Here is a 16078-nt window from a genome sequence, read left to right as displayed (position 1 = left end):
GATGTTCACACCCGCCGAGCGCGAAAGACTGCGCGACGCGCTGATCGCCCGCGCCCGCGCCGACGCGCGGGTGGCGGGTGCCGCGCTGACGGGGTCGGCGGCGGGCGGGACGGAGGACCGCTGGTCGGACATCGACCTGTTCTTCGGGCTGGCCGAGGGCGCCGACCAGGACGCGGTCCTCGCCGACTGGACCGCGTGGATGCGGGCGGAGGCGGGCGCCGTCGAGCACATGGACGTGCGTCTGGGCGGGACCGTGTACCGGGTGTTCCTGCTGGCGAGCACCTTGCAGGTGGATCTGGCCTTCGCTCCGGCGGGGGAGTTCGGGGCGATCGCGCCTACTTTCCGGCTGCTGTTCGGTGAGGCGGTCGAGCGTCCCCGGCCGGGTCCGCCGGACACGACCGGGCTGATCGGGTGGGCGTGGCTGTACGCGCTGCACGCCCGGTCGAGCGTCGAGCGTGGGAAGGCGTGGCAGGCCGAGTACATGATCAGCGGCCTGCGCGATCACGTGCTGGCACTGGCGTGCGTTCGCCACGGAGTTCCGGCGGGCCAGGGGCGGGGCATGGACCTGCTGCCGCCGGAGGTGACGCGCGGGCTGACCGGAGCCCTGGTCGGGTCGCTCGACGAGGCCTCGCTGCGGCGGGCCTTCGCGGCGGCGGTGCGGGGTCTGCTGTCGGAGGTCGCGGCGGTGGATCCGGGGCTGGCGGAACGCTTGCGGGGGCCTCTGGGGGAACTGGCGGGTTAGCGTCCCGGCCCTTCCCACCCTTCCTCGAACTCGCCGACCAATGTGGCCAGGGCCGCGCGGACGGCGTCGGCCTCGGCGTCCCGGCCCGCCGTGCTGAGGATCCCGGCCAGCACGTCGAGGGCGTCGGCCTGTGGGACCCGGGCGGCGATCGCTTCGTACGCCGAGGCCGCGCGCCGGGCGTGCGTCGCGGCGATGTCCAGGTCGCCGTTGGCGCGGTGGGCGCGGGCGAGGGTCACCTCGTAGTCGGAGCGGTCGAGGCGCGGCATCGTCGGCCATGCCCGCTCGACGGCCGCGAGGATGTCGAGCGCGTTGCCCGGTTCCCCGACGGCGGTGTAGGCGTTGGCGAGTTCGAGGTCGGGCCGCAGCAGGACCATGTGCCCGGCCCGCAGGATGCCCCGGCAGTCCTGGATCTCGGCGAGCGCGTCGGCGGCCCTGCCGAGCCGGCGCAGCGCGATCGAGCGGTACAGCAGCATCAGCGCCTCGGTGATGCGCCTGTCCATCTCGCGCGCGAGCCCGATGGTCTCCGCGCTGTGGTCGAGGAGCGCGGCGTCGGCGCGGCGGTTGAACAGCAGCCAGGTGTGGCCGCTGCTGGTGCGGGCGCGCTGGGCGAGGCTGCCGTCCATGGCCGCCGCGACTTCGTGGAGGTGGCGGGCGGCGGTGGCGAACCGGCCGAGTGGGGCGCTGACGTAGGCCATGTTGCGGCGGTAGACGATCGTGTTGGCCGTGTCGCCTTCGGCGACGGCGAGGTCGACGACCTCGCCGATCAGGGCGGCCGAGGTCCGGTGGTCGCGGTCGAGCATCCGCAGGCCGTAGGTCCCTTTCGCGCGGATGCGTTCCTGGAGACCGAGTCCGGCGGCGAGGCCGACGGCTTCGCGCAGCCGTTCGAGGCACGCGTCGACGTCGCCCACGGCGGAGTCCACATTGGATGCCATCATGGTCAGCTCGAACACGCCCTCGGCGTCGCCATCGCGTTCGGCCCGGCGCAGGCCCTCATGGACCAGTACCCGGCAGCGGTCCACGAAGCGGCCGCCGGCGAGCGCGGTGGCCAACCGCCGGATCAGGCGCCACAGCCGGGGATGGCCTTCGAGGGCCTCGACGGCGGGGAAGACGCCGAGCTCCTCGTCGATGTCCTCGGTCACCCGGTTGGCGTCGAGGGCCTCGATGAAGGCCTCGACGACCTCCGTGCGCTCCTCCTCGCCCAGTTCGGCCTCGGCCCGCGCGGCCGCGTGGAGCCGGACGAGGTCGTGCATCCGGTACAGGCGCGGCTTGTACTGCTCGATCAGATGCCGGGCGGCGAGTCGGCGCAGGGCACGGCGCGCCGCCTCGGGCTCCAGCCCGGACACGGCGAGCACGAGGTGTTCACCGAGGCTCTCGCCGGGTATCGCGCCGAGCCGCGCGAAGAGTCGCCGCGTGGCGGTGTCGAGGTCGGCGTGGGAGAGGTCGAGGGCGGCGGTCACGGCGGCGTCGGCGTCACCGTCGACGGCGAGCAGCGCGAGCCGGTCGCGGCGCAGTTCCTCGACGTAGGAGACGATCCGGCCGTTGAAGCCGCCGGCGACGTTCGCCGCGCCGATGCGCAGTGCCAGCGGAAGGTCGCCGCAGAGCCGGGCGAGGTCGTCGATCGCCGACGGGTCGGCGTCGTCGCCGAGCAGGCGCCGCAGCAGCAGTGTCGAGTCCTCGCGGGGCAGGACGCCGACGTCGATGACGCGCGCGTCGTCGACCGCGACGAGGCCGGGAAGCTTGTCGCGGCTGGTGACCACGGTGAAGCAGCCCGCGCCGGGCAGGAGGGGCCGGACCTGTTCGGCGGTGCCCGCGTTGTCGAGGACGACGAGCATGCGGCGGCCGCTCGTGCGGGACCGGAAGAGTTCGGCGGCGGCGTCGACGTCGCCGGGGACGGCCTCGCCGCCGACGCCGAGGGCGAGCAGCAGTCGCCCGAGAGCCTCGCGCGGGGACACCGGGTCGCCGCGGTCGAAGCCGCGCAGGTTCACGTAGAGCAGCCCGCCCGAAAAATCGTCCACACGCGACTGTCCCCAGTGGACGATCAATGCGGTCTTGCCGGCACCGGCGTGTCCGGTCAGCAACACCGGGCCCTCGCGTCCGGCGAGCGCCGAGAGGGCGTCGAGCTGGCGGGCGCGGCCGGTGAAGCTCGGGATCCCCGCCGGCAGCATCGCCGGGGCCCGTCCGCCGCCGTCGGTGCCCGAGGCGAGCAGATCCGGGTCCTGGCCGAGGATGCGGACGTGCAGGTCGCGCAGCGCCGGGGACGGGTCGGCGCCCAGCCCGTCGCGCAGGCGCAGGCGGGTCGCCTCGAACCATCGCAGCGCCTCGGCGGACCGCCCCCGGCGGTGCAGGGCCAGCATCAGGTGTGCGACGAGCGGTTCGGTGAGGACCTCCCCGGCGGCCCTGGCGATGAGTTCGTCGGCGACGAGCGCGTCGTTCCCGGCGGCCAGTTCGGCGGCGTAGCGGGCATCGAACCAGCCGCGCCGCTCGTGGCCGAAACCGTCGCGGAACTCCTTCGCCCACCGGCCGGTGACGCCGGCGAGGACCTCGCCTCGCGCCGAGGCGCACACCTCGCGCCACAGCTCCAGCGAACCGGTGTCGGCCGCCCGGGCCGCCATCGCCCGGATCCGGTGCACGTCAACGGTCTCCGGGTCGGCGTCGAGCAGGTAACCGTGCGAACCGGCCCGCCGGATCGTCGCGTCGGCGTGCTTCAGATCGGCGCGCAGGCGGGTGATGTAGCTGTAGAGCACGCTCGTCACCGTCTCGGGCGGCGCACCGTCCCACACCCGGTCGATCAGGTCCGCCCTCGACACCGGGACGCCCGGCCGCGCGGCGAGGACCGCGAGCACGCAGGCGCGTTTGGCCGCCGTGACCGGCACGGGCTCGGCGGCGGAGATGACGACGGGACCGATGAGTCGGACCGGCACGGGCGGCTCCTTGAGCGGGGGAAACGCCACTATCGCATCCACCGCCGTCAGTCCGGGGGTATCGCGGCCGGGGTGGCAGATTCCGGTGAGTCGGTACGCCCATGGGCGTACGCCGCACCGGCCATGACCAGCCCTGGGACGGTCGGCGCCGGGGCGCACGCGGCCATAGCGTCGAAGACATGATCGAAGTCGACGCCCTCACCAAACGCTACGGCGACAAACTCGCCGTGCACGACCTCTCCTTCACCGTCCGGCCCGGCCAGGTCACCGGCTTCCTCGGTCCCAACGGCGCGGGCAAATCCACCACCATGCGGATGATCGTGGGCCTCGACCGGCCCACCTCGGGTCGCGCCACCGTCAACGGCATCCCCTACGCCGCACACCCCGCGCCACTGCGCCAGGCCGGTGCCCTCCTCGAAGCCAAGTCCGTCCACAAAGGACGCAGCGCGCGGGCGCACCTCGTCGCGCTCGCCCAGACGCACGGACTGCCGGCCTCCCGCGCCGACGAGCTGCTCGACCTCGTGGGCCTGAGTTCGGTGGCGCACAAGCGTGCCGGGACCTTCTCGCTCGGCATGAGCCAGCGGCTCGGGGTGGCCGCCGCGCTCGTCGGCGACCCCGGCACGATCCTGCTCGACGAGCCGGTCAACGGCCTCGACCCCGACGGCGTGCTGTGGATCCGCACCCTGCTCAAGGATCTGGCCGCCGAGGGCTGCACCGTCCTGGTCTCCAGCCACCTGATGAGCGAGATGGCCGTGACGGCCGAACACCTCGTGATCATCGGCCGCGGCAGGCTCCTGGCCGACACGACCGTCGACGAGCTCATCGCGCGAGTCGTCGTCGACACCGTCGTCGTGCGCACCTCACGGACGCCCGCACTGCGCGACCTGCTGACCGGCGCGGGCGCCACCGTCGAGACCGACGAGGACGGGCGGCTGCTGGTCGGCGGACTGCCCGCCGAGCGCATCGGCGAACTGGCCGCCACGGCCGGACTGCCGCTGTACGAGGTCGTCCCGCAGCGCGCGTCCCTTGAGCAGGCGTACATGGAACTCACCCGCGACACCGTCGAATACGAAGGGGGCCGGTCGTGAACGCCGACAACCGTCACCGCGTCACGCTTCCGCGCGTCATCCGCTCCGAATGGACGAAGCTGCGCAGCCTGCGCTCCACCTGGTGGAGCCTCGCCACCACGGTGTTCATCACCGTCGCCGCGGGCGGCCTCATCGGCCGCACCTCGGCCCAGGCGATCCGCGACGGCGACATCCCCGCCGGACCGCAGACCGCGATCGAGACCTCCCTGTTCGGCGTCGACATCGCCGCCCTCATCCTCGGCGTCTACGGCGTCCTGCTCATGACCGGCGAGTACGGCACCGGTCAGATCCGCGCGAGCCTGACGGCCGTGCCGAAGCGCCTGCCCGTGCTGTGGGCGAAGGCGATCGTGTTCACCGCCGTCGTCGGGCCGCTGATGCTGGTCACCAACTTCGCCGCCTTCCTGCTGGCGCAGGCCCTCGCCGGTGACGTCGGGGTGAGCCTGTCCGAGCCGGGCGTGGTCCGCGCGATCTTCGGCGCGACCGGGTACCTCGTCGGCATCGGACTGCTCTGCCTCGGGATCGGCGTGGTGCTGCGGAACCTGGTATTCGCCATCACCGTCTACATCGGAGTGCTGATGATGCTGCCGCCGGTGCTGGCCGCGGCCCTGCCCGCCGACTCCGGCGACAAGGTCGGCAAGTACACGCCGATGTTCGCCGGCGGCGCGATGTACTCCGTCGACGGCGGCGGCGGCCCGATCCCCTACCTGCGGCCGGGTCCAGGCGCGCTCGTGCTCGCCGCCTACGTCGTCCTCGTCGTCGCCGCCGGGGCCGTGCTCCTGCGCCGCCGGGACGTCTGAGCGGACAGAATTGCCGTGATGCGACGGATCCCGGTCTTCCTGAGCCGACACCCGCGCCTGGCCGACGTCACCATGCTCGGGCACGTGCTGGCGGTCGACGCCATCTCCATGGCAAGCATCGGGAAGGCCGGGGTCCTCGGCTGGGCGGTGCTCCTCGGCGCTCACGTCCCGCTCGTCTGGCGCCGCAAGGCGCCCAGCGCGGTGTTCTGGGCCGTCTACGCCTACACCGTGGCCACGACACCGCTCGACGTCCCCGGCGCCTACCAGCTCATCGTGCCGATGGTGGCGCTCCACGCCGTCGCCCGCCACCGCTCCTGGCGCCACCTGCTTCCCGCGCTCGGCGGTGTCACCGTCGTCGTGGTCCTCGCCGCCCTCTTCGAGGACGCGCCCGGCAGTACGCTGATCCCGGTGGTCAGCGTCGCGGGCGCCGTCACCCTCCTCGGCCTGACCTTCCGGACACGGGCGGCGTGGGCCGAGGAGGTCCGGGCCCGGATCCGGCGCGGCGAACGGGAACGGATCGCCCGCGAGATGCACGACATCGTCGCCCACAACCTCGCGGTCATGATCGCGCTGGCCGACGGCGCCTCGCTCACCGTACCGAGCTCCCCCGAGCGGGCCGCCGAGGCGATGCGCAACGCCGCCTCCACGGGACGGGAGGCCCTGTCGGAGATGCGCAGGCTCCTCGGGGTGCTCCGCACCGACGACGAGTCCAGAGTAGACGAACCGCAGCCCGGCCTCGCCGATCTCCCCGGCCTGGTCGAACGCGTTCGCGCGTCGGGCGTGGAGACCGTCCTCGACTGGGACGGCGACGAGGGCGGCTGCGGGAGAGGGCCCGGGCTCGCGCTGTACCGGATCGCACAGGAGGCCCTGACCAACACCATCAAGCACGCCGGTCCCGGCGCCCGCGCCGTGCTGCGCCTGCGCTGCACGCGCGAACGGGCCGAACTGGAGATCGACGACGACGGCGCCCGCCGGGTCTTCGCGCCCGGACCCGCCGCGGGCCTGGGGATCCCCGGCATGACCGAACGCGCCGAGTCCTACGGTGGCGGTGTGGAAACCGGGCCGGCGCCCGACGGCGGGGGCTGGCGGGTACGGGCATGGCTGTCGTTCGAGGAGGCACGATGACGAGGCTCCTACTGGTCGACGACCAGTCGCTGCTGCGGGCCGGTTTCCGGATGGTCCTGGAGACACAGCCCGACTTCGAGGTCGTCGGGGAGGCCGCCGACGGCGCTTCGGGCGTGCGGATGGCCCGGGCGCTGTCGCCGGACGTCGTGCTCATGGACGTCCGGATGCCCGTGCTCAACGGCATCGAGGCGACCAGGGCGATCGCGGCCGAGGTGCCCACCGCGCGCGTGCTGGTCCTGACGACGTTCAACGTCGACGAGTACGTCTACGAGGCCCTGCGCGCCGGTGCGAGCGGGTTCCTGCTCAAAGACGCCCGGCCCGCCGAACTGATCGGCGGCATCCGCGCGGTCGCGGCGGGGGACTCGGTCCTCTCCCCGAGCGTCACCCGGCACCTGATCGAGACCTTCGCCCAGCATCTGCCATCGCGCAAGTCCACTGTGGACACCAGGCTCGACCGGCTGACCGACCGCGAACGCGAAGTCCTCGCGCTGATCGGGCGCGGCCTGTCCAACGGCGAGATCTCGGACGCGATCACCGTCGCGGAGGCGACGGTGAAGACCCACGTCCGCCGGATCCTGGCGAAACTGGAACTCCGCGACCGCGTGCAGGTCGTCGTCTACGCCTACGAGAACGGGATCGTCCGCCCGGGCGGTTGAGCCCTACGCCGCCGACCGGAAGGCCGCGCGATAGGCGCTCGGCGTCAGCCCGACATGCCGGATCATGTGCTGCCGCAGGGATTCGGCGCTGCCGATGCCGCTCTCGCGCGCGACCCGGTCGACGGGCAGCGTCGTCGACTCCAGGATCGCGCGGGCGCGCTCGATCCGCTGCCGCAGCAGCCACTGCTGCGGTGACACCCCGGTCTCGGCACGGAAGCGGCGGGTCAGCGTCCGCACGCTCATGCGCGCGTGGGCCGCGAGTTCGGTGAGACCGAGCGTCCGGTCGAGCCGGGCGAGGGCCCAGTCCCGCGTCGCGGCAAGGGATCCGCCGTTCTCCGGCGGTAGCGGATGCTCGATGAACTGGGCCTGCCCGCCGGAACGGACGGGCGTCACGACCGTCGCGCGGGCCGCGGCGGCGGCGACCGCCGACCCGTGGTCGGAGCGGACCAGGTGCAGGCACAGGTCGATCCCGGCCGCCGCGCCCGCCGAGGTCAGGACCGGACCCTCGTCGACGAACAGCACGTCGGGCCGGACATCAACGGCGGGGAAGGCCCCGGCGAACTCCTCGGCGAGGCCCCAGTGGGTCGTCGCGGGACGCCCGTCGAGCAGGCCCGCCTGGGCGAGAACGAAGGCGCCGCTGCAGATCGAGGCGACGCGCTTGCCGTCCCCGGCGGCACGGCGGAGCGCGTCGAGGGCGCGCCCGTCGGCGTCGTGGCGGGCACCGGTGCTCGGCACGATGACCGTCTCGGCCCAGTCGAGCGCGTCGAGGCCGTGCCGGACGAGAACATCGACGCCGGTCCCGCCCTCGACGACGCCGGGATCAGCGGTGCAGACACGGATCTCATAACCCGCACGCCCCTCGACCGCGACCGCTCCGAGGACCGTCGAGGGCATGGAAAAGTCGAAGGACTTGACCGGCGGAACCGCCAGAACGGCGACCTTGTGGGGCGTATCGGTCATGGCTCGATCCTTGGGATACCTGGCTCTCGGGCCACTAGCCTAGCCCGCCTCCGCGAGGAAACCTTGGTCTCACCGGCCTTTCGAACCGAGAAGACCGGCTTTGAGACAAAGGTGGAGAACATGGCACTTCACGTGATCATCGGCGCGGGCGGCACGGCCGTGGCGGCCGCCGAGATCCTCGCCGACCGGGGCGACACCGTCCGTCTGGTGTCGCGCAGGGGAAGCGGCCCGGACCGTCCCGGCGTCGAACGGGTCGCCCTCGACGCGCTGGAGACCGGGAAGCTGACCGCCCTCACCGAAGGCGCGGCGAGCCTGGTCAACGCGGCGATGCCGGCCTACGAGACGTGGCCGGTGACGATTCCCCCGCTGTTCCGGTCGATCCTGACCGTCGCCGAGAACACCGGCGCGAAGTACGTGATGCTCGGCAACCTCTACGCCTACGGCCCCCAGGAAGGCGTCTACACCGAGGACTCGCCTTTCGCCTTCGACGGCCCGAAGGGCAAGGTCCGCGCCGAGATGTGGCTGGAGGCGAAGGCCGCCGACGACGCCGGGCGCGTCAAGGCCGCCGAAGTGCGGGCCGGATCCTTCCTCGGCGCCGGCGCCTACTCGCTGTTCAGCCTGCTCGCGCAGCCCAATGTCCTGTCCGGCAGGCTGATCCTCTTCCCGGGCGACCCCGACCTGCCGCACTCCTTCACCGCGGTCGGTGACGCCGCCAGGGCGCTGGTCGCCGTCGCCGACTCCTCCGACGACGATGACTGGGGACGTGCCTGGCACGCGCCCATGATCAAGGCGAGCGCTCGGGAGGTCGCCGAACGGCTCGCCGAACTGACCGGTTCGCCACGGCCGCGGTTCGAGCGGCTCACCGAACGCGATCGCGCACTACTCGCCTTCGGCAACCCGTTCTGGGGGGAGCTCGGGGAGACCGAGTACATGTCGGACCGTCCGTACCTTGTGGACGACAGCGCGATCCGCGCGCGCTTCGGGGTGGCGGCCGGTGTGCTCGACGAGGTGCTCAAGCAGGGGGTCGCGGGGGTGTGAAGTCCTTGCACGGGCGGTGTTCCGGCACCGCCCGCGCCTGGCCGGGATCCGCTAGCTTGAGCGGATGCCCGCCCCGCCCCATCTCGGTGTCGACTTCGGCACGTCGCACACCGTGGCCGTCCTCCGCCGCGCCGACGGCCGGGTCGAGGCCCTGATGTTCGGCGGGACGGCCCTCCTGCCGTCGGGGGTCGCGGCCGGGCGGGACGGCGCTCTCGCGGTCGGGTCCGACGCGGCACACGCCGCGCGGAACGACCCGGCCGCGTTCGAACCGCATCCCAAGCGCCGCATCGACGACGGGACGGTCCTGCTCGGCGAGCACGAGTTCCCCGTCGAGGATCTGTTCGCGGCGGTGCTCGCCGAGGTCCGGTCGCGTTGCGTGGAAGTCGCGCGGTCGGTGCCCGAGGCGGTGACACTGACACATCCGGCGGCGTGGGGTCCGCGCCGGCGGCGGATCCTGCGGTCGGCGGCGGTCAAGGCGGGGTTCGCGACAGCGAGGCTGGTCCCCGAACCCGTCGCGGCGGCGGCGTACTACGCGCGGGAGCTGGGACACGACGTGCCGGTGGGCGCGACGGTCGTCGTGCACGACTTCGGCGGCGGCACCTTCGACGCGAGCGTCGTCCGGCGCACCGCCGACGGTTTCGAGGTCCTCGCCGTCGACGGGCTCGACGACCTCGGGGGCGTCGACATCGACGAGGTACTCGTCCAGCACTTGCGTTCCCAGTACGGCGATCCCGGCTCCTGGGTGCGTCTCCTGGCACCGGACTCGACCGCCGACCGGCGTCACGCCCGGCTGTTCCGCGAGGACGTGCGGCTGGCCAAGGAGATGCTGTCGCGCAGGTCCATCGCCGACCTCCACATCCCGCTGCCGGACCGGGACGTCCACGTCACACGCGAGGAGCTGGAACGGATCACGGCGCCGCTGCTGTCACGGGCGGTCGAGGTGACCTCGGCGGTCATCGAGGAGTCGGGGGTCCCGCCCGAGCGGATCGCCGGAGTGTTCCTGGTCGGCGGCGGTAGCCGGATGCCCCTCATCGCGACCCTGCTGCACCGCGAGCTGGGCCGCGCGCCGGTGCTCGCCGACCACATCGAGCTGGTCGTGGCGCATGGGGCGATCCTGGACGAGGGGCCGGCGGCTCCGCAGCCGTCGCCCGCGACCGCACCGGCTCCCGCACCCGGGCCGCCGGTGGTTCCGCCGCCCCGTGCGGTGCCCGTCCACCCGGCACCGCGAACGGCCCGCATCCCGCTCACCGTCTGGTCGCTCGGCTTCCTGCTCGGCCTGGAGACCCTCGTCTCGTTCGTCACCATCGGCGACGCCGACATCCTGAAACCCGACGGTGCCGCCGGACCGCTCCTCTTCGCCGCCCTCATCGTCCTCCTGGGCTCGCAGATCCCCCTCTGGCTGCGTGTTCCCACCGCCCGGCGGCTGCTCATCACGGGACAGCTCGCCTACGTCGCCGCACATGCGGGCGTCGTGCTGGCGGGTCCGCCCGGCTGGCCGGAGATCGCGGCCCGGCTGCCTTTCGTCGCCGCCGGGATCGTGGGCGCGGAACTCGCGGCCGCACGGTCGAGCGCGGACTGGTACCGGGCGCCGGTCGGCCCGTCGTGGCGCCGGATCGCCACCGCCCGCCGGGTTCTCACGGCTCTCGCGGTCGTGGCGGCCCTGTCGTCGACGCTGGTGGTCAGTCCGCCGTGGCGCCCGGCCACCGAGGACGCCCCGAAACTGCGTCTGCTCGCCACCGCCGAGGCGGCAGCGGCCTACACCGACATCGCCGTGGGCGAGGCGATGGCCGTCGGCGCGCGACCGGACGGCGAGATCGACGTGTTCTCGACGGCCACCGGCGAGTTGAGCGGGACATTCGAGACCGGGTCCGGGCCGATCACCGACCTCGCACTGTCCTATGTGGGCGGCCACGACACCGCCGTGGTGGGCGAGTTCGGCTACGCCCGTGTCATCGCCACCGACACCGGCGAGGAACTCTGCACCATCGAAGATCCCGGCTCCTTCACCGAACTGGCGACCATGATCGTCGACGGACTCCCGCTCCTGGTCAGTGGCCGCGGCGACGAGTTCGGCGTCTGGAGTCTCGGCGACTGCGCCTTGCGGGAGCGGTTCGACACGGGCGCGGACGTGAGCGGTGACACCGGGGTCCTCAACCACGACGGTGTGCCGGTCGCGGTCTTCGCCGACGCCACCGGAGTCACACCCGGCTTCGACCTGCGGGACGGAACCGCCGCCTCGCCGCGCTTCGTGCTTCCCGGCCGCCCGGCTTTCGCGGGCACCACCGACGGCGACCTGGTCACGGCCGTCGGGAGCCGTTTGAGCGCCTGGAACCTGACGACCGGCGACGAGAAGACCCACGTCGATCTCGGCGCCGAGGTCACCGACGGCGGCCTCGCGGTGCTGCGCGACGGGAACAGCCTCCTCGCCGCGACCGTCGACCGGGAGGGCACGCTGCGCGTCTGCGACCTCGCGACGGGCACGGAAGTCGGCGAGTACCAGCTCGGGCTGAGTGAGCGCCCGCCGCTGCTGGGATTCAGCAGAGACGGCTCGCAGCGCCTGGTCGTCGGATTCGGCGGCCAGATCGTGATCCTCGGCCGCTAGCCGAAGATCGCCTCGTAGCCCGCGATCACCGCGAAGATCGCGAACAGGACCGCCGCGCCACGCTGGATCCACTTCAGCGGGATGTAGCGCACGATGACCCGCCCGAGCAGTACCGCGATCGTCGCGATCGTCACCAAGGCCGCGAAGGCTCCGATGAACACGGCGACCGGGTCGCCGTAGCGTGCCGACAGGGCCGCCGTCCCCAGTTGTGAGGCGTCGCCCCATTCGGCGACGAACAGGACCAGGAAGCTCGTCAGCGCGATGCGGCCGAATCCGGTGACCTTCCTGCCGTTCTCGTCCTCGTCGTCATCGTCTTCGGCCATGCTCTCCCGGACCAGCAGGACCGCGCCCACCGCGAACAGCACCGCCACGACCGCGAGGACCGCCTGCTGCGGCAACAGCCGCAGCAAACCGCCCGCCGCGACCGCGATGACCGTCTGCACCAGGAAGGCCGCGCAGACACCGACCAGCACCGGCAACGGCCGGTACCGGCTCGACAGGACGAGCGTCGCCATCATGGTCTTGTCCGGCAGTTCGGCGATGAAGATCAGCCCGAAGGTCGCCAGCAGCGCGACACCGTTCACGCTTCACCGTCGCGGTAACGGTCGTAGGCCTTCGCCGTGGCGGCGGCCAGGATCTGCTTGACCGGCACGCCCACCTCGGCGGCGAGCGCGGCGGCGTCCTCGTACTCGACGGAGACGTTGACGACGCGGTCGCCGACCCGGGCGAGCTTGATGCTCACCGGCCTCCCCTCGACCTCCACCGTCGACATCTCCCGGTCCAGGGCGTGCTTGCCGACGGTGAGGCTGCGCAGCCCGATCGCGGTCGTGTGGGCGAAGACGGCCTCGCGGACGGCTCCGGCGACGTCGTCGCGGCACAGGACGTGCAGGGTGTGGGCGGGGCGGCCCTTCTTCATCAGGATCGGCGTGAGCCAGGCGTCCGAGGCGCCCGCGCCGAACAGGGCCTGCTGCACGGCCGGCCACAGGCGCGGATCCAGATCGTCCACATTGGTCTCCAGCACCGTCGCCGTCCCGGTGGGGACGGCCCCGGCGGGCTCACCGAGGACGAGGCGCAGCAGGTTGGCGCGCTCCTTCGGGTCGCGGCCGCCCGCGCCGACACCGATCGCGCGGACCCGCATCGGCGGCAGGGGCCCGTATCCGGACGCGAAGGCGGCGATGAGCGCGGCCCCGGTCGGCGTGCAGGCCTCATAGGGGACCTCGCCGCTGACGGGCGCGTCGGCGGCGCCGAGGACGGCGAGTGTCGCCGGTGCCGGCAGCGGAATCCCGCCGTGGGCTCCACGTGTGACGCCTCCGCCGACGGTGACCTGGCTCGCGGTCACCGTGGACAGTCCACGATGGACGCGCAGCCAGTGCATGCCCGCGCAGGCGGCGACCATGTCGGCGAGGGAGTCGAGCGCGCCGACCTCGTGGAAGTGGACGCGCTCCAGTTCCACGCGATGCGCGGCCGACTCGGCGTGCCCGAGACGCGTGAAGGCACCGACGGCCTCGTCGCGCACCTCCCGCGGCAAGGGCGCCGCCTGGATGAGCTCGCGGATCGCGACGAAGCGACGGTCGACCTTCGTCGGCGGGCACTCGACGCGCACGTGCGTGGCCGCCAGGCCGTGCCGGGTCACCGGATCGGCGTGCAGTTCGACGCGTTCGACACCGAGCGCGTCGACGGACTCCTGGAGGATCTCCAGGGGGACACCGGCGTCGACGAGCGCGCCGAGGAACATGTCGCCGCTGGCGCCGGCGCCGCAGTCGAGCCAGCCGATCATCTGCCTGCCTCCGTGTTCCCGCGTGGTCCGCGGACGATGCGCGCGGCGGCCAGGCCGGCGCCGAAACCGTTGTCGATGTTGACGACCGTGACGCCCGGGGCGCACGAGTTCAGCATGGTCAGCAGCGGCGCCAGGCCACCGAAGGCGGCGCCGTAGCCGACCGAGGTCGGCACCGCCACGATCGGAACGCCCACCATGCCGCCGACCGCGCTCGGCAACGCGCCGTCCATGCCCGCGACGACGACCACGCAGTCGCTGGCCGCCAGCACCGGACGCGTCGCGAGCAAACGGTGGATACCGGCCACCCCGACGTCGCTGACCTGCACGACCTCGGCGCCGCAGACGCGCGCGGTGAACGCGGCCTCCGTCGCCACCGGCAGGTCGGACGTCCCCGCGCACAGCACGGTGACCTTCCCGCCGCTCACCACCGGCGGCGCGCCCACCGCCACCATCCGCCCCACCGGCTCCTCGGTGCAGAGCCCGCCGAACGCGTCGCGCAGGGCACCCCGCACCGCGTCGTCGGCGCGCGACACCAGCACCGGATGCGCGGGGTGCGCCTCATGCAGCCGCCGCGCGATCGCGACGACCTGCTCGGGCGTCTTCCCCGCCGCGTAGATCACCTCGGGGTCGCCGGTGCGCAGCGCGCGATGCGTGTCGACCCGGGCGAAACCGAGGTCGGCGAAGCCCTCGCCGTCGCCGAAGACGCCCTCCGACAAGCGATCCAGCGCGGCCTCGACCGCGACCTCACCGGCCGCGACCGCGCTCAAAAGCGCGCGCGTGGCGTCGGCGTCCATGTGCGTACCCCGTCTGTTGATCTCCCGTACCCGGACATGCTGTCACGCCCGCGTGGGTTAGCCTTCCGGCATGTCCGGCCAAGCACGCAGGCAACCCATGATCGTGGCGCACCGCGGCTCCAACGAGACGCTGCCGGAGCATTCGCTCGCCGCCTACGCCGAGGCCATCGCCCTCGGCGCCGACGCGCTCGAATGCGACGTGCGGCTCACCAAGGACGGGCATCTGGTCCTGCACCACGACAGGCTCGTCAACCGCACCTCCGACGGCGTCGGGGCCGTGAGCGACCTCACCCTGTCGGCGCTGAAACGACTCGACTTCTCCGTCAACCGCGAAGGCGTCCCCACCGGCCCCGCCCACCGCGAGATCGTGACACTCCCCCAGCTCCTCGAACTCGCCGCGGGAGCCCCCCGCCCCGTCAAACTGTGCGTCGAGACGAAACACCCGACCCGGTACGGCGCACGCGTCGAACGCAGACTGTTCTCCCTGCTCAAGCGCTACCCCCAGGTGGAAACGACCGTCATGTCGTTCTCCCGCACGGCGCTCCACCGAGCCCGCGTCATGTCACCCGACACACCGCTCGTCTGGCTGTTCCAGTACCCCCTGGGCCCGCCCCCGCCCTTCGCGGGAACGATCGGTGTCGACGTCAGGCTCGTCAAGAAGCGGACCGACATGATCGAACGCGCCCACCGCAGCGGCCGCAAGGTGTTCGTCTGGACCGTCAACGACCCCGCCGACGCCGTCATGCTCGCCCGCCACAACGTCGACGCGATCATCAGCGACCGCCCCGGCGTCATCCGCGAAGCCCTCAAGGCGAAGGTGTGATCCGCCGAGCGGAACCCGCCGACGCCGCCGCGCTCGCCAGGCTCCGCTGGCGGTTCAAGGCCGAAGACGCGACCCCACCGAACCGGCCCGCCGCCAAGGACCCGGCGACGGCGGAACGCTGGATCGCCGAACGCCTCGCCCGCGCCGACTGGATCGCCTGGGTCGCCGAAGAGGACGGCGAAGTCGTGGCACACGTGTTCCTCGCCATCGTCGAACGAGTGCCGGACCCCTACGAACCCAACGAGCCCCTGGGATACCTCACCAACTTCTACACCGTGCCCGAACACCGAGGACGCGGACACGGTGGCCGACTACTGGCCGCGGCCAGGGAATACGCCGCCGCGAGGCCCCTGGAGACGGTGATCGTGTGGCCGTCGGAACGCAGCGAGGAGCTGTACCGACGCGAGGGGTTCGGGACGCCGGAACTGTTGCTGGAGCTCGTCGAGGAGGACTGACGGGTGTGCGGCATGCGCGGGTTGGACTCGTGCTGCTAGGGTCGCGGGCATCGCGGGTCCACTGGGCTCGCTCAGAGCCGCCCGGAAGCTGCCAGGCTGATCGGGGCGGCTCTTTGCATGGGTGGTGTTGATCTCGCGGTGTGTTCCCGCGCTCGCTGGGAAGCAGTACCCACCACACGACCGTGACCTTCGGGGACAGGCTCGAAGGTCGCGCGCAGCGCGACACACCCCCCACCACTACTTACCTGTGTCTCCGTCGCTTCGGCCAGGGATTGGTGCAACACGAAGGTTCTGGGGCTG

At 72.6% G+C, this 16078-nt stretch carries 14 protein-coding genes; 9 read left to right on the top strand and 5 right to left on the bottom strand.

The annotated features are described in order from the left end of the window. The first annotated feature begins 1 nt into the window (after window position 1). Window positions 2–742: a nucleotidyltransferase domain-containing protein gene (locus HNR73_RS14375; RefSeq protein WP_184787949.1), complete on the top strand. Its 741-nt coding sequence runs from the start codon at window positions 2–4 to the stop codon at window positions 740–742. On the opposite strand, the gene HNR73_RS14370 is transcribed toward HNR73_RS14375, so the two are convergent. Further along, window positions 739–3663, bottom strand: a complete 2925-nt coding sequence (locus HNR73_RS14370; RefSeq protein ID WP_184787948.1) for an AfsR/SARP family transcriptional regulator — start codon at window positions 3661–3663, stop codon at window positions 739–741. The two genes, HNR73_RS14375 and HNR73_RS14370, sit on opposite strands and share 4 nt — an antisense overlap. Before the next feature lie 179 nt (window positions 3664–3842). Here HNR73_RS14370 and HNR73_RS14365 point away from each other — a divergent pair, with 179 nt between their 5' ends. Genes HNR73_RS14365 through HNR73_RS14350 form a run of 4 tightly spaced genes read left to right on the top strand, consistent with a single transcriptional unit; the run spans window position 3843 to window position 7329 of the window. Further along, window positions 3843–4751 carry an ABC transporter ATP-binding protein gene (locus tag HNR73_RS14365; protein ID WP_184787947.1) on the top strand — a complete coding sequence of 303 codons (909 nt, stop codon included), beginning with the start codon at window positions 3843–3845 and terminating at the stop codon, window positions 4749–4751. Further along, window positions 4748–5548, top strand: coding sequence for an ABC transporter permease (locus HNR73_RS14360; RefSeq protein WP_184787946.1), 801 nt, complete (start codon window positions 4748–4750; stop codon window positions 5546–5548). Before HNR73_RS14365 ends, HNR73_RS14360 begins: the two co-directional genes overlap by 4 nt. A gap of 18 nt (window positions 5549–5566) precedes the next feature. Next, window positions 5567–6673, top strand: a complete 1107-nt coding sequence (locus HNR73_RS14355; RefSeq protein ID WP_184787945.1) for a sensor histidine kinase — start codon at window positions 5567–5569, stop codon at window positions 6671–6673. Further along, complete coding sequence (locus HNR73_RS14350) at window positions 6670–7329, top strand: response regulator (RefSeq protein ID WP_184787944.1); 660 nt, start codon at window positions 6670–6672, stop codon at window positions 7327–7329. The genes HNR73_RS14355 and HNR73_RS14350 overlap by 4 nt, the downstream gene beginning before the upstream one ends. Window positions 7330–7332: 3 nt before the next feature. Here the strand turns inward: HNR73_RS14350 and HNR73_RS14345 are convergent, their stop codons facing one another. After that, window positions 7333–8289: a GlxA family transcriptional regulator gene (locus HNR73_RS14345; RefSeq protein ID WP_184787943.1), complete on the bottom strand. Its 957-nt coding sequence runs from the start codon at window positions 8287–8289 to the stop codon at window positions 7333–7335. Window positions 8290–8409: 120 nt separating this feature from the next. On the opposite strand from HNR73_RS14345, the gene HNR73_RS14340 reads away from it, so the two are divergent. Next, window positions 8410–9327 carry a Rossmann-fold NAD(P)-binding domain-containing protein gene (locus HNR73_RS14340; protein WP_203685752.1) on the top strand — a complete coding sequence of 306 codons (918 nt, stop codon included), beginning with the start codon at window positions 8410–8412 and terminating at the stop codon, window positions 9325–9327. Between the two features lie 64 nt (window positions 9328–9391). After that, window positions 9392–11929: an Hsp70 family protein gene (locus tag HNR73_RS14335; protein ID WP_184787942.1), complete on the top strand. Its 2538-nt coding sequence runs from the start codon at window positions 9392–9394 to the stop codon at window positions 11927–11929. Here HNR73_RS14335 and HNR73_RS14330 read toward each other — a convergent pair. From HNR73_RS14330 to larB, 3 genes are read right to left on the bottom strand one after another with little or no spacing between them, the layout of a single operon-like run. Beyond that, window positions 11926–12513, bottom strand: a complete 588-nt coding sequence (locus tag HNR73_RS14330; RefSeq protein WP_239121932.1) for a TMEM165/GDT1 family protein — start codon at window positions 12511–12513, stop codon at window positions 11926–11928. The two genes, HNR73_RS14335 and HNR73_RS14330, sit on opposite strands and share 4 nt — an antisense overlap. Next, window positions 12510–13706 carry a nickel pincer cofactor biosynthesis protein LarC gene (gene larC / locus HNR73_RS14325; protein ID WP_184787941.1) on the bottom strand — a complete coding sequence of 399 codons (1197 nt, stop codon included), beginning with the start codon at window positions 13704–13706 and terminating at the stop codon, window positions 12510–12512. The genes HNR73_RS14330 and larC overlap by 4 nt, the downstream gene beginning before the upstream one ends. Continuing rightward, window positions 13703–14500 (bottom strand): nickel pincer cofactor biosynthesis protein LarB, encoded by a 798-nt coding sequence (gene larB, locus HNR73_RS14320; RefSeq protein WP_184787940.1) that lies wholly within the window; start codon window positions 14498–14500, stop codon window positions 13703–13705. Before larB ends, larC begins: the two co-directional genes overlap by 4 nt. A 70-nt stretch (window positions 14501–14570) precedes the next feature. Between larB and HNR73_RS14315 the strand changes: the two genes are divergently transcribed. Together HNR73_RS14315 and HNR73_RS14310 are read left to right on the top strand one after the other, a co-directional pair. Next, window positions 14571–15323 carry a glycerophosphodiester phosphodiesterase gene (locus tag HNR73_RS14315; protein WP_184787939.1) on the top strand — a complete coding sequence of 251 codons (753 nt, stop codon included), beginning with the start codon at window positions 14571–14573 and terminating at the stop codon, window positions 15321–15323. Beyond that, a complete protein-coding gene (locus HNR73_RS14310) occupies window positions 15320–15778 on the top strand; it encodes a GNAT family N-acetyltransferase (protein ID WP_203685754.1) in 459 nt (152 codons plus the stop codon). The genes HNR73_RS14315 and HNR73_RS14310 overlap by 4 nt, the downstream gene beginning before the upstream one ends. Window positions 15779–16078: the final 300 nt, after the last annotated feature.

Source organism: Phytomonospora endophytica (assembly GCF_014202425.1).
Taxonomy (GTDB): domain Bacteria; phylum Actinomycetota; class Actinomycetes; order Mycobacteriales; family Micromonosporaceae; genus Phytomonospora; species Phytomonospora endophytica.
This window is presented reverse-complemented; position numbering and strand designations above follow the sequence as displayed.

Bases quoted from the DNA above. Each gene is read 5' to 3' on its own strand.
- HNR73_RS14375 (WP_184787949.1), top strand. From the start codon at position 2: ATGTTCACACCCGCCGAGCGCGAAAGACTGCGCGACGCGCTGATCGCC.
- HNR73_RS14365 (WP_184787947.1), top strand. From the start codon at position 3,843: ATGATCGAAGTCGACGCCCTCACCAAACGCTACGGCGACAAACTCGCC.
- HNR73_RS14355 (WP_184787945.1), top strand. From the start codon at position 5,567: ATGCGACGGATCCCGGTCTTCCTGAGCCGACACCCGCGCCTGGCCGAC.
- HNR73_RS14350 (WP_184787944.1), top strand. From the start codon at position 6,670: ATGACGAGGCTCCTACTGGTCGACGACCAGTCGCTGCTGCGGGCCGGT.
- HNR73_RS14345 (WP_184787943.1), bottom strand. From the start codon at position 8,289: ATGACCGATACGCCCCACAAGGTCGCCGTTCTGGCGGTTCCGCCGGTC.
- HNR73_RS14340 (WP_203685752.1), top strand. From the start codon at position 8,410: ATGGCACTTCACGTGATCATCGGCGCGGGCGGCACGGCCGTGGCGGCC.
- HNR73_RS14335 (WP_184787942.1), top strand. From the start codon at position 9,392: ATGCCCGCCCCGCCCCATCTCGGTGTCGACTTCGGCACGTCGCACACC.
- larC (WP_184787941.1), bottom strand. From the start codon at position 13,706: ATGATCGGCTGGCTCGACTGCGGCGCCGGCGCCAGCGGCGACATGTTC.
- larB (WP_184787940.1), bottom strand. From the start codon at position 14,500: ATGGACGCCGACGCCACGCGCGCGCTTTTGAGCGCGGTCGCGGCCGGT.
- HNR73_RS14315 (WP_184787939.1), top strand. From the start codon at position 14,571: ATGTCCGGCCAAGCACGCAGGCAACCCATGATCGTGGCGCACCGCGGC.